Raw genomic sequence first — 13,136 nt, 5'->3', positions numbered from 1 at the left:
ATGAATATTCAACTTAGAGATCCTAATAAAGTTATGAAACTATCTAGGTTAGGCTCATTTCACCAATCAAAGCTTTCATTTTTAAGAAGTTTTTTAAAAGAATTTAAAGATTGGGAATATAACAGAGATTTATTTGAAATTGACAATGATGGTTTTGGAACAGCGGTATATTCTTTTAGAAAAAATAAAAGAGTTTATTCTTTAATATGTTTTGCAAATAAAATTGATGATAGCGAAAGATCTGATCGAGTAATTGCAACAAAATGGGATGCAGCTTTTACTCTTCATGATGGTATTCCTACCAAAAAAGATATTGAAAGACTAAAGAATGAAGTGCCAAAACAGGAGGTAGGACGAATGTCCTACAAAGAATTAACTTTATCTAGGGCAAATAAATCTGTCAGAGTATTTAATCATGTCATAGAAAGATTGAGTGAAGGTCTACAGCCTGATTTGGATCTATTATCTAAAGTTGGCTATTTATATAGAACAACAGCAGTATATGGCTCAGGTAAATTTGGATTAGCAGATAGATTTAGAATTAAAAACAGGGAAGAGATTAATGGACCTTTCAGATTAGAAATGATGTTGGTTTATTTGGTAAGACAATTTACATTTGATCAAGTTAATCATATTGCAAAATGTAGAAATCCGAAAAAGGCAATTACTCTTGATGAAAAAATTTGTAAAAATTTAGGAATAGGTAATTCGACTGGTTTGGGCATGGCACCATTTATTGTAAATCATCCAACATTACTAAATAATTGGATTCTAATGAGAGAGACAGCTCTGAAAAAGATAAGAGAAATAAAAAATGTAAAAGAGAAAGATTATTTATTATTTTTAGGTTGTTTGAAAAGCTCTTTAAAGAATATAACAAGTTGGAATTCAGACAGTGAATATCAAATTCAAAAAATTAAGTCTCTTTTGGAAGATATTCAAAAATTTATTAAATTTTTTGAAATAAAATTAGATAAAAATAAAGATTATTTATTTAATGAAATTTATAATTGGGTTGAAGAAAACACATGTGAAGAAGCTACAGAGTATGTAGTCTCAATTATGCTTGAGCCATATGGTGAAATAGTAGATCCCTTGATCCAAAAAATGAGCTCAGAAGAAGAAAAATATTTTAATATCCCAACTAAAAGAACAACCGATGATATGATCAGAATTTTAAAAAATAGATATTCAGAAATTTTAAAAATTGACTTTAACAATAGAGAAAATAATCAAAATTTCTGGTTTATATCAAAAAACAAAGAGGAACCTAGGCTTGCTGATAGATTTGAAGAACATGGATCTGATTTGGAACAACCTTTGGCTATAGCAAGGGATATTAAAAGATTGCATGAAAAACTAGAGAGTTTAGAAAAAAATATATCTGTAGCTGAGTTTTTATCAGATAATAATCAATTGAGACATGTAGTAAGACGTGTTTTTATAATTGAAAAATTTCCTTATTCTGAAATTCAAGATAATACTATATCTAAATCAATCATGCCGATTGATATGTTAAGATTAAAATTATCTTTTTTTGGAGCATTAAAATTTGATCCAAGATCAGATAAATGGCTCAGAATTTGTATGTTTCAAGGAGCGCCTCTGCCAAATAATTTGAAAAATTATGATGAACAGTGGGTATATAAAACTGAAATATAATTTAGATGAGATCTCTAAGTGAAATTGAAACTGTATCTAAAAGAGCTAGCAGAGCAGCTGGTTTCAGCTGGGGTGAAGCAGAGGAAATTGGTAAGAATATCAGGCTGCTCGAAACGTTTGGTTTCTCAGGAATTAAAACACTAAGTATTTATCTTTTAGAGAAAAAACAAAATAATTTTCAAAATTTAAAATTATTATCAGACATGAATAATACAAACGACAAATTATTTTGTCCTATTTCAATTGGAATAAACTTTTTAGATCAAGCAGAAACTATTAAACATAACAAAATAACTTTTAATAAGGCAGGTTATCCATTACTCATTTTACCATTTCTCAGTAGAAGTTCTGAGATTATTGGAAAAAAAATAGAGTTAAAATTTAATCAAATGAGATTCATTTTAAATCTGAATTTAAGTATTTATTCTAATTGCGATTTACTAAATGAAATTAAAGATGCACAAAACATAGAAATAAATTTTTTAGAAAATCGAGATAATTTTTCCGAAAGTGATTGGAAAAACCTTTACAGCCTAAGCGAAGAAACTTTTGTTGAAGAAACTGACAGTTTAAAACAAAGTAGTGCTGGTGCTGGATTGACTGACAATGACTAAAAAGATAATATTTTTTTGTACTTCTCATAAGAGAGTTGATTATTTAAATAATTTTTCTCACTTAAAATTAATTTCTTGTAGCGGAAAAGATATTGGTGGAAACTGGATCAGTTTACATAACAAAGATAATATTAATCATAAATTTTTAAGTTACGCTGATCTTACTGCGCATTACTTAATTTGGAAAAATGAAATAAAAAATTTACTCAATGAAAAAATGTTAATATCTTTTTCACAGTATCGAAGACATTGGGTAAATAACAATTTTACAAATAAAAATTATTCATTTGAGGATTTAGAAAATTTAATATTGAAAGAAAGTGAAAAAAAATGGGATGATTATGAAAGTATTTTGACTACACCATTCATATTTAAAAAAAAATTTATTGAAAAGTTAAAAAATTTAAACTTTTTTGAAAGTGAAGTTAATATTAAAAAACAAATGTTCCAAAGTTTAGGCAATGGTGCGGAAAGTATATACGAGAAAATTCTTTCAGAGTTACCTAACGATTTAGCTATAAAATTTGATACTCATATAAGTCATACTAACATTCTTAGTGCGCATGGAATGTATATTTCTACTCCAAAAATATTAGATAATTTTTTTTCAATTTCTTTTGATTGGTATGAAAAATGTGAAAGTATTATAGATCCTGTATCAAATTTAACTTTGGTAAATAAACCAAGATTTTTTCAATATCTTAACGAAAGATTTTCAGATTTTTGGTTTAAAAATTTTACCGACTTTACAACCAATCCAATATGCATGTGTCATTTTGAAAAAAATAAATTATCCTTAATAGGTAAGAAATATTAATGAGAGATAAAGATACAAATAAAGAAATAAGTAATGAATTTGAGAATAAAGAATGTGAAGAGTGCAAAAAAGAAGATGAAAGTGTTTTGCAAAATTTGATATTAACAGGATTTAAGTTATGCAAATCCTGTAGATTGTCGAAAACTATATTTCCTCTTTAACTTATTTGATTGATTGGCATTGCATCCATCCTGCTCATTACAAATGAAATTGACAAGAATACAATTATAAGAAAAGATAAAAATACAATACCAAAAGATTTCATATTTGATTTAAGATTTAATATTTGTTTGGTAGAAATGATTAATCCAGCAAATATCCAAAATTGAGTAAGGAAAATTATTGGTATCATCAATTCCGGAGTAACTGCAAAAAATCTGATCAATCCAGGAGCATGAGCAAAGCCAACAGCTGTTAATACCTTTTTAAAGGATATTTTAGTATCTTTATCTGGAAACAATTTCACACCAATTACATAAATCAATACTGCCCATACAAACCATGTTATAATTGCAGTTAAACCTGAGACACCTATAGCAGTTTTAACAACAGTGTTAGCCGCAACTGCTCCAGCCACACCATCTAAAATCATGATAAGACCAGCAAAATAGATAGCAGCCTCACCAAAATTTTTATTATCTTTATAAAGTGATTTATCTAATTTTATAGATTTGAAGATTATATTTAAAAATTCACCAAACATATTTTATTTTTTTTTATCTTTTTGCTCTTTATATGAAACAATTAGTGGAAATATTATTAAAGCAATCGCAATAATAATGCAAACAGCGATTAGGAAAGTTTTTGACATAATTTAAAGGGGGCAATGTATTTGCCCCCTAAAAATAAAAATTAACCTTTTACAACTTCTCTTGTATTTGCGTTGTAAGATTCTTTAAATGGAATATCAACAACTACAGCATCCACAGGTTGACCTGGGTTGTCTGCATATTGATCAGGCAAATGTATTTTATACTTTGTACCTAATTTACCTTTTGGAAAACCATTAGCATTTAATGTTCCATCAAAAGGCACATATCCCATTGCAATATTTTGTTTTTTCTCAGGGTGATACCAAGGAGAAGTAACAAAACCAACTGGGTCGCCACCATCTTCATTTGATATTAACCAAAAATCAGGAGCGTATTCTTCAATAGGTTTTCCACCTAACTCAAGACCAACTAACTGAAGTTTGTATGGTTTTTTTCCTGCTTTAAGATCAGCTCCCATTTTTTCAAGAGCAGCTTTTCCAACATAATCACCTTTCTTTTTCCATTCACCTTTTCCAGATAATGAAACTTGGTAACCTAGGTTACATTGAAATGGATTGTGCTGTTGATCTAAATCTTGACCCCATGAAAGAATTCCAGCTTGAATTCTTCTATGGTGAGCTGGTGCAATAACCATTAAGTTATGTGCTTTACCTTTATCAAGAACAGCATTCCACATATCCTCAGCATATAAAGTAGAGTCTCTTAGGTAAATTTCATATCCTGCTTCTCCAGAAAAACCAGATTGAGAAATAATAACATCTCTTCCTCCAATTTTAGCAGAAGCTAAACCATAGAATGGCATGTCATCAAAATCAACTTGATCTCCACAAAGATCTTTCATTAATGCTTTTGATTTTGGACCTTGGATTTGAACTGGACTAACATCGATTTCATTTATATCGACATTAAATCTTCCATCTGCATTTACTCCTTGCAGGTACATTCCAATATCACTATCAGATAAACTGAACCAAAACTCATCTTCAGAAATTCTTAAAAGAATTGGATCATTAAGAACTCCTCCATAAGCATTACATAGAATCACATATCTAGCTCTCATAGGTGAGATCTTAGTTGCATCTCTTGTAATAACGTAATCAACAAATTTTTCTGCATCTGGACCCTTGACTTGAATTTGTCTTTCTACAGCTACGTTCCACATTGTTACGTGATTTACAATTGCATCATACTCCACCATTGCACCACCATCTTCTGGTTTTACATATCCTCTTGGGTGATAGATACGATTGTAAACAGTTGCTCTCCAACAACCTGCTTTCATTGATAAATGCCAATATGGAGACTTTCTTACTCTCGTTGATATTAACATTTCTACTTTAGTAGGACCACTTTGTCTTAAGTTGTATGGTACCTTTCTGTCAGACTGATCTACTGACGTTACATGCCTTACTTTGTCGTAATCGAACTCTTTAGACATATTTGTTCTCCTTCAACCACTTGTTTGTTTCCTTCAAGCCGCCGAATGTATAAATGTGGAAGTTATCAGTATGCGATTTAACCTTCCCAATTAAATCATTAGGGTCTTTAGGTTTTAATAAATCTAACGCCTTACTAAAATTAGATTTAAGAAAGTTAATGGAATTTTTCGCACCAACGATATTTGCAAACTTAATTAAGCTTGAAATTTTCATGGGCCCAGTAATTCCAACATGCACTGGTACACTTTGTTTAGAAATGAAATCAATAATAGGCTGACTTTCTAATAGCCACTGAGTAACTATATAATCAGCATAAGGCTTCTTATCTATCATTGCTTTTTCTAAATCTTGGTCAGAAATATCAGGGCTTCCCTCAGGGTGTCCTGCTATTCCAATTTTAATTCCTTCTAAATATCCTGTTTCGAGAATTTGAAATGAACTATCAAATTTTCCAATTGGTTCTCTACTTCCACCAATCACTAAAGCTTGTTTTACTCCTAAATCTTTACACATATTCATATAATCCTTTAGCTCTTCATCGTTGTTTATTGAACGAGCTGGAACATGTGGAACTGGGTTAAAACCTTTTTTAACTAAATCTCCCGATTTTTTTGCTGTCTCTTTATAGTCTCCTCCAGGCAATAGTGTTACGTAAACATCCTTTACATCAGGAAGAGTACCAAGGTCCGTATGGGGACCAATTTCTAAAGAAAAATTCATTCTTCCCTGACTCGTATCTTTTTTGAAAATCTCTGTCAAAGAAATTCATTTCTTACTCTTAGGAAATTTATTGCTAAAAATTTAACCCATGGTAATTTTTTCTATGTCTCAGAAATTCACAAATTCAACCCTTTCAGGAATTTTGGAAATAGATAAGCTTAAAAATGTAGATATGCCAATTGAAAATGCAAATGGCCTCCCTAATGAATGTTACACAAATGCTGATTATTTGGATTACGAAAGAGAAAAAATTTTTTGTAATAAATGGATTGTAATAGGTGTCGCAAGCTCAATTCCAAACCCAGGAGATGCTAGACCATATAATCTGCTTGGAATCCCTTTAATTTTGGTAAGAGACAAAGATAGGGGAATAAAAGTATTTCATAATGTATGTAGCCATAGAGGATTTAAGCTTATTGATAAACCATGTACTTTAAAAAATGTGATCAGGTGCCCTTATCATTCTTGGTCTTATGATTTTAAAGGAAACTTAATTGCAACTCCGCATATTGGTGGTCTTAATAATCACCAATCAGAAAAATTTGATAAAAATAAAAGTAATTTAAAAGAGGTAAAATCTAAAGTTTGGATGGATATAATTTTTGTAAATATCAATTCTAATGAAATAGAATTTGATGATTATATTAAACCTCTCGAAGATAGATGGTCTAGCTTTATCAATAAAGATGATCAAAAATTAATCGTTCATTCTAATGATTATGGCTATTTTAATTTAGACGTAAATTGTAATTGGAAGTTTGCAATAGAAAATTACTGTGAAAGTTATCATTTACCAACAATTCATCCTGAATTAAATAAAGTCTCAAATATTAATGATCATTATCACATTCAAGGTTTGCCAAATAGATTTGCAGGTCAAGGAAGTAAAAAATATGAACAACCTGTAAAAGGAAATAAAAAATTTGAAACTTTTCCTAATTGGGATAAAACAAAACTTAAGAATTCTGAATATATAGCGTTATTCCCTAATGTTATGATAGGTTTACATATTGATCATTTTTACGTTTATTGGTTAGAGCCTTTAGCAATGGATAAAACCCGTGAACATATGCAAATGTATTATATTGGAAATGAAAGTGCTAACGGTGAAGAACTTAAAGAATTAAGAAAAGAAAATTCCAGATTTTGGAAAGATGTGATGATAGAAGACATAAAAGCTATAGAAGGAATGCAAGAGGGTAGAAATTCACCAGTATACAATGGTGGAAATTTTTCTCCAGTTATGGATCAACCAACACATCAATTTCATAAGTGGGTTGCAACTAATTTACTATGAAAATAATTTTAATCATGGGTCTTCCAGGATCAGGAAAAACAACTTTATCAAATGAATTAGCACCATTGCTTAATGCAAAGAGACTTAATGCTGATGAAGTTAGAAAAGAAGCTAATGATTGGGATTTTTCAGAGGAAGGAAGAAAAAGACAATCAAAAAGAATGGCTGACTTTGCTCTAAAGATGAAAGAAGATGGGAATAATGTAGTTGCAGATTTTATTTGCCCAACACCTGAAGCAAGAAAATTATTTCCAGCTGATTTTGTTATTTGGGTAGATACAATAAAAGAAGGTAGATTTGACGATACAAATAAAATGTTTGTGAAACCTGACAAGTTTGACTTTCATGTAACAACACAAGATGCTAAAAACTGGGCACCAAAAATATTAAAGGAGATAAAATAATGGCTTACGAATGGGATAATAAAAAACCAACCGCACAAATGTTAGGAAGATGGCAACCTTTTCATGATGGCCATTACACTTTATTTAAAGAAATAATTAAAAAAACTGGACAAGTTTGTATTCAAATTAGAGATGTACAAGGGGTTGATGATAATCCTTTTGATTTTGAAACAGTTAAAAAAAATATAGAGGAAAGACTTAATCCTGAGTTTGAGGGTAGATTTAAAATCATGTTAGTACCAAATATTACAAATATTTGTTATGGAAGAGGTGTTGGTTACAAAATTGAAGAGATAGTTTTATCTGAAGAAATTCAAAAAATTTCAGCTACCAAGATTAGAGCTAAGATGAGAGAAGAGGGTAAATTAAAGTAGCTTTTTACAATAAAATTTAATAGAATTTTTTAATGAATCTAACATTAGCTTCACATCATACTAGACTTACTAGAGTTGGACTCAGTGCTAAATTAACCTCAAGACTTTTTAATTTGTTGCTAAAAAAGATAAATTGCAACACTCATATCAATTTTTGTAAGCCCACAAGTTTAGAAAAATAAATTTTCTTTAATACTAACTATTTTTATTAACAAAGGAGATTTATGAAAAATTTAGAAAATATTATAAACTTAAACGAATACCCAATAAACCAAACTAATTCAGATGAATACAAAAAGTTAATTGAAAAAAATAAAAAGCTTTTAGATCAAGATGGCTGTTGTGTTTTACCAAATTTCATTAAAACGCAATCTCTCTTTAAAATGAAAGAAGAAGTGGAGAGAAATTTAAAAAAGATACATTGGACCAAAGATAGTCATAATCCATATTTTACCAAAGATGATCCTGAATTATCCAAAGATCATCCAAAAAGAATATTTACTTTTAGAGAAAGCGGCTACTTAAATTCAGATGACTTAGAAACGAACTCTGACTTAGATACATTATATGAGTCTGATGAAATGTTAAAATTTGTCTCTGATAGTTTAGGAGTTTATCCATTATATAAATGGGCAGATCCGTTAGGCAAAAATCCTTATAGCGTAATGCATGAAGATCATTATTTTCCATGGCACTTTGATGGAAATGAATTTACTTTAAGTATTTTAATTCAGAAAGCAGACAAAGGTGGATTATTTGAATATTCTCCAGATCTTAGAAACGAAAATAATGAAAACTTTGATGAGGTTACAAAAGTTTTAAGAGGAGATAGAAAAACTGTAATATCTTTAGATCTAAAACCAGGCGATCTACAAATTTTCAAAGGTAGATTTTCTATGCATCGCGTAACTAAAATTGAGGGTAAAACTTCTAGATATATTGCTTTACCCACATATGTCAAAGATCCTTATAGAGTCAATAAACCGGAGCATTCAAAACAAGTTTATGGAAAAGCTTTACCTATTCATTTTGAAAGAAATAATACTAAAGTTGACGGATTGATTGATTAAATGAAAATAGGTTTCATAGGTCTAGGCAATATGGGGATGCCAATGGCCTTAAATTTAAATAAGTCCAAAAAAATTCAATTACTTGGTTATGATGTTAATAAAAATTCTTTAAAAAGATTTAAATCTTTAAAAGGAAAAGTGTCAACATCTCTCGAAGAGATCATTAACTTTTCAGATATAATTATAAGCTGTGTGCCAGGACCAAAACAAATTAAATCAATCTCAATAGGAAAAGATAAAATAATTGAAACTATTAATAACAAAAAAATTTGGATAGATTGTTCAACTAATTCCTTGAGTTGTTTTAATTTTTTAAAAAGTAAACTAGGAAAGAAACTACAATATTTTGTAGATGCTCCAATTTCTGGTGGAAATGTGAAAGCAAAATCAGGTGATTTATCTATATTTGTTGGTGGATCAAAAAAAATTTACAAGAAAATTAGATTTATTTTAAATATTTTGGGAAAAAATATTTATTATCTTAGTAAACCAGGCGCCGGATATGCAGCTAAAATATCACAAGTTAGTTTATGTTATCTAAATTATTTATCATTATCGGAGTCTCTAATGCTAGGTGTAAAGTCAGGGATTAAAGCAAAAACAATGTTAGAAATTATAGATAAAAGTGCAAGTGGTGGCTATACATCAACAAGGTATGGGCCAAATATGGTTAATGGTGATTATGACCCCTCATTTTTTTTAGGCTTATCAATGAAGGACTTAAATCTAGCTAATGAAATAATTAAATTAGAAAAATTAAATTTACCAATAATGAATTTAACTTCAAAAATTTATAAAAACGCACTTAAAAAATTTGGTCCCAATTCTAATCACTTAAAAGTGATCAAAATTTTAGAACAAAATAACAAATTAACTTTTTCAAAGGAGGGAAGATGAAAAATAATATTAGTGAAGCAGACTGGAAAGTAAGAGTAGATCTTGCTGCCATGTTTAGATTAACCAATATGATGGGTTGGGATGATACGGTTTGGAACCATATTACTGCTAGGGCTCCCGGAACAGACCACACATTTTTTATGCATGAGATGGGTTTGTTGTATGAAGAAGTTAAAGCATCAAACTTAATTAAAGTTGATGAACATGGAAAAGTTTTAGAAGGACCAGAAAAAGCAAATACTGCAGGATTTATTATTCATAGTGCAATTCATCTAAATCATCCTAATGCAAAATTTGTATTTCATGCACATCCACCTTCAGCATTAGCTGCTACAGCTCTTAAAGATGGTATTCCTCATTTAGTTCAAGATAGTTCAATGCTTTATGGAAAAGTTGGTTATCATGAATGGGAAGGCTTATCGATAAATAAAGATGAAAGAGTTAGAATTGCAGAAAACATGGGAGATAACAAAGTTTTAATCATGAAGAACCATGGATTATTGACTGTTGGTGCTACAGCTGGTGAAGCTTTTATGAATATGTATTATGCAATTAGAATGTGTGAAGTTGCTATTCAGGCAACAAGTTCAGGTTTGCCTCTTGAGAGAGCTACTGAGGAAATGTGGAAATTATCTCAAAAACAGTATGATTTATTTTCACCAGGATTAAATGAGTGGCCAGCATTACTAAGAAGGTGTGATGCTAAAGATCCATCTTACAAAGAATAATGACACAAATAAATTCTTTAGCTGACATTGTAGATAATGGCCTTTGTATTGGCTGTGGGCTTTGCAAAAGTATTGCAGGCAACAATTCACTTAAGATGGAAATGAGTGACAAAGGCAATTTAGAACCTAAAGAATTAAAACCAATTAGCAATAAAATATTAGAAAACATTAAACAAGTTTGCCCAGGGGTAATTGTAGAAGGACCAGAGGATCAAGAGGAAAATAAGGGATCAAATAAAGATATTGTTTGGGGAAATTATTTTGGTTTATATTATTCATGGTCTACCGATCCAAAAATTAGATTTCAAAGTTCTACAGGAGGGCTGTTAAATGGATTATCTTTATATTTGTTAGAAAAAAATAAAGTTGATTTTATTATGCATACAGCTGGTGATAAGGAAAACCCAATGCGTAATGTTGTTAAATACAGCTACTCCAAAGATGACTTATTAAATTGCGAAAGTAGATCAAGATATGGTCCATCATCACCTTTGAGTGAATTCCATAAAGCATTGGATAAAAAACAAATTTTCGCATTTGTTGGAAAACCTTGTGATGCAGGAGCGATAAGATTACTTGCTAAATTTGATGGACGAGTTGATCAATATTGCAAATATATTTTCACATTAGTTTGTGGTGGTTTTCAAGAATTAACAAAGTCACAAGAATTTATTGATAGTTTTAATGTTAAAGAACAAGAGCTTGAGGAGTTTAGGTATAGAGGTTTTGGAAATCCAGGTAGAATGTATATAAAAACTAAAGATCAAAAAGAGTTTGATAAAGATTATAATTCATTCTGGGGAGATGAAAGTAATTGGAAAGTTCCTTTTAGATGTAAAATTTGTCCAGATGCAATTGGTGAAAGTGCAGATATAGCAGCACTTGATACTTGGAGGGGTGGTTCTCCAAAAGGAGAAGATGAAGGTTTCAATGCTGCAGTAATGCGAACAAAAAAAGGAATTAAAATTTTTAATGAAGCTGTTGAAAATGGATATCTTGTGAAAGGTGATCAAATTACTATTGATGATATAAAAGATTTTCAACCTCACCAAACCACAAAAAAACAAGCAGTATATGCAAGACACCAAGGAATGAAAAAAAATAATTTACCATCAATAAACACTAAAAATTTGAGAATTGAAGAATTGTATAAATTAAATGATAATGATTTTAATAAAAAACAAGAAGAAGGTGTTGCAAAGAGAGTTGGTAAATTATGAAAATAACTAAATTATCAATTTGGAATATAAATCTGAAAAGTCACGAAACATATTATATGGCTGGTAATAAAACTTGTGATGAAGTAGAGAGTATAATTATCTCAATAGATACTGATAGTGGTATTAAAGGCTGGGGTGAATGCTGTCCTATTCCCCATTATTTGCCAGCATATGCAAAAGGAATAACACCCGCATTAACAGAGATAGCACCAGTAATTATAGGATCTGATCCAGTTGGACCAGAGGCGTTGATGGCAAAGGTAAATAAATATTTACAAGGGCATCCTTATGCAAAATCACCTTTGGATATTGCGTTATGGGATATAACAGCAAAAGTTGCAAATTTACCTTTATATAAATTACTCGGTGGTCAAAAACAAAAAGACATGCCTTTATACCATTCCATAACTTGTATTGCTCCAGATGAAATGGTTAAAATTGCAAAGGAAAAACAAAAGGAGGGTATAACTCAGTTTCAAGTTAAACTTGGTGTTGATAATGATTGGAGAATTGACACTGAAAGATTAATTAAAGTTAGAGAAGTGATTGATGATCAGCATTTAGTTTATGGTGATTGGAATTGTGGAGCAACACCACTTGATGCAATAAGAACAAGTCGAGCAATAGCTCATTTAGATATTATGTTAGAGCAACCTTGTGTTACCTTATCTGAGTGTGCTTCAGTAAAACAAGCAACAGGTCTTCCGATGAAATTAGATGAAGGAGTTTATGATACAAAAACTCTTTTAGAAGGACATGAAAAAGGAATTATGGATGTAGCTGCATTAAAACTCTCTAAATTTGGTGGAGTGAGCGAAGTAAGATATGCAAGAGAACTTTGTAATTATTTTGGAACTAAGATGTGTATTGAAGATACATGGGGAAGTGACATAACAACCTCAGCATTATTACATCTAGGCACTAGTTGCGAACCTTCAAGATTACTTAATGTTTGTGATCTATCTGGTTATGTTTCTCCAAGATTGGATAAAAATGGACCTACTAGAAAAAAAGGAAAAATTTCAGCTCCAGATGGTATAGGTTTAGGAGTTGAGCCAGACTTAGATATATTGGGAAAACCTGCTGTTATTCTTGATTAATTTTAAAGAAAGAAATTAAAT

The 13,136-nt window shown here is 30.3% G+C and carries 15 protein-coding genes; 12 read left to right on the top strand and 3 right to left on the bottom strand.

Going from position 1 to position 13,136, the window contains the following annotated elements; translation table 11 throughout:
• The 4 genes from ACTT9U_RS06205 to ACTT9U_RS06190 are packed head-to-tail and all read left to right on the top strand — an operon-like array spanning window position 1 to window position 3,254.
• Entirely contained in the window at window positions 1–1,662 is a 1,662-nt protein-coding gene (locus ACTT9U_RS06205) for a hypothetical protein (RefSeq protein WP_440932296.1), read from the top strand.
• A 5-nt stretch (window positions 1,663–1,667) separates the two neighbouring features.
• Window positions 1,668–2,276: a DUF3726 domain-containing protein gene (locus ACTT9U_RS06200; protein ID WP_440932295.1), complete on the top strand. Its 609-nt coding sequence runs from the start codon at window positions 1,668–1,670 to the stop codon at window positions 2,274–2,276.
• Window positions 2,269–3,093, top strand: a complete 825-nt coding sequence (locus tag ACTT9U_RS06195) for a DUF4422 domain-containing protein (RefSeq protein ID WP_440932294.1) — start codon at window positions 2,269–2,271, stop codon at window positions 3,091–3,093. Before ACTT9U_RS06200 ends, ACTT9U_RS06195 begins: the two co-directional genes overlap by 8 nt.
• Window positions 3,093–3,254: a hypothetical protein gene (locus ACTT9U_RS06190; RefSeq protein WP_440932293.1), complete on the top strand. Its 162-nt coding sequence runs from the start codon at window positions 3,093–3,095 to the stop codon at window positions 3,252–3,254. The genes ACTT9U_RS06195 and ACTT9U_RS06190 overlap by 1 nt, the downstream gene beginning before the upstream one ends.
• Here the strand turns inward: ACTT9U_RS06190 and ACTT9U_RS06185 are convergent.
• The 3 genes from ACTT9U_RS06185 to ACTT9U_RS06175 all read right to left on the bottom strand — a co-directional run bounded on the left by ACTT9U_RS06185 (window position 3,251) and on the right by ACTT9U_RS06175 (window position 6,064).
• A complete protein-coding gene (locus ACTT9U_RS06185; protein ID WP_440932292.1) occupies window positions 3,251–3,796 on the bottom strand; it encodes a hypothetical protein in 546 nt (181 codons plus the stop codon). The genes ACTT9U_RS06190 and ACTT9U_RS06185 overlap by 4 nt on opposite strands.
• 149 nt (window positions 3,797–3,945) lie before the next feature.
• Entirely contained in the window at window positions 3,946–5,304 is a 1,359-nt protein-coding gene (locus ACTT9U_RS06180; RefSeq protein ID WP_440932291.1) for an aminomethyl transferase family protein, read from the bottom strand.
• Window positions 5,297–6,064: a methylenetetrahydrofolate reductase gene (locus tag ACTT9U_RS06175; RefSeq protein ID WP_440932290.1), complete on the bottom strand. Its 768-nt coding sequence runs from the start codon at window positions 6,062–6,064 to the stop codon at window positions 5,297–5,299. The genes ACTT9U_RS06180 and ACTT9U_RS06175 overlap by 8 nt, the downstream gene beginning before the upstream one ends.
• Window positions 6,065–6,128: 64 nt before the next feature.
• Here ACTT9U_RS06175 and ACTT9U_RS06170 point away from each other — a divergent pair, with 64 nt between their 5' ends.
• From ACTT9U_RS06170 to ACTT9U_RS06135, 8 genes are all read left to right on the top strand, one after another.
• Complete coding sequence (locus ACTT9U_RS06170; RefSeq protein ID WP_440932289.1) at window positions 6,129–7,322, top strand: aromatic ring-hydroxylating oxygenase subunit alpha; 1,194 nt, start codon at window positions 6,129–6,131, stop codon at window positions 7,320–7,322.
• Window positions 7,319–7,726 (top strand): AAA family ATPase, encoded by a 408-nt coding sequence (locus tag ACTT9U_RS06165; RefSeq protein WP_440932288.1) that lies wholly within the window; start codon window positions 7,319–7,321, stop codon window positions 7,724–7,726. Before ACTT9U_RS06170 ends, ACTT9U_RS06165 begins: the two co-directional genes overlap by 4 nt.
• Window positions 7,726–8,100, top strand: a complete 375-nt coding sequence (locus tag ACTT9U_RS06160; RefSeq protein WP_440932287.1) for a cytidyltransferase — start codon at window positions 7,726–7,728, stop codon at window positions 8,098–8,100. Before ACTT9U_RS06165 ends, ACTT9U_RS06160 begins: the two co-directional genes overlap by 1 nt.
• Window positions 8,101–8,324: 224 nt before the next feature.
• Window positions 8,325–9,170, top strand: coding sequence for a HalD/BesD family halogenase (locus tag ACTT9U_RS06155; RefSeq protein WP_440932286.1), 846 nt, complete (start codon window positions 8,325–8,327; stop codon window positions 9,168–9,170).
• On the top strand, window positions 9,171–10,067 hold the full coding sequence (locus ACTT9U_RS06150; RefSeq protein ID WP_440932285.1) for an NAD(P)-dependent oxidoreductase: 897 nt from the start codon (window positions 9,171–9,173) through the stop codon (window positions 10,065–10,067). It abuts the gene before it with no gap.
• Window positions 10,064–10,795, top strand: a complete 732-nt coding sequence (locus ACTT9U_RS06145; protein ID WP_014953485.1) for a class II aldolase/adducin family protein — start codon at window positions 10,064–10,066, stop codon at window positions 10,793–10,795. Before ACTT9U_RS06150 ends, ACTT9U_RS06145 begins: the two co-directional genes overlap by 4 nt.
• Window positions 10,795–12,015: a Coenzyme F420 hydrogenase/dehydrogenase, beta subunit C-terminal domain gene (locus ACTT9U_RS06140; protein WP_440932284.1), complete on the top strand. Its 1,221-nt coding sequence runs from the start codon at window positions 10,795–10,797 to the stop codon at window positions 12,013–12,015. The genes ACTT9U_RS06145 and ACTT9U_RS06140 overlap by 1 nt, the downstream gene beginning before the upstream one ends.
• A complete protein-coding gene (locus ACTT9U_RS06135) occupies window positions 12,012–13,115 on the top strand; it encodes a mandelate racemase/muconate lactonizing enzyme family protein (protein ID WP_440932283.1) in 1,104 nt (367 codons plus the stop codon). Before ACTT9U_RS06140 ends, ACTT9U_RS06135 begins: the two co-directional genes overlap by 4 nt.
• Window positions 13,116–13,136 lie beyond the last annotated feature (21 nt).

Source organism: Candidatus Pelagibacter sp., from assembly GCF_052049975.1.
Classification (GTDB): domain Bacteria; phylum Pseudomonadota; class Alphaproteobacteria; order Pelagibacterales; family Pelagibacteraceae; genus Pelagibacter.
This window is presented reverse-complemented; position numbering and strand designations above follow the sequence as displayed.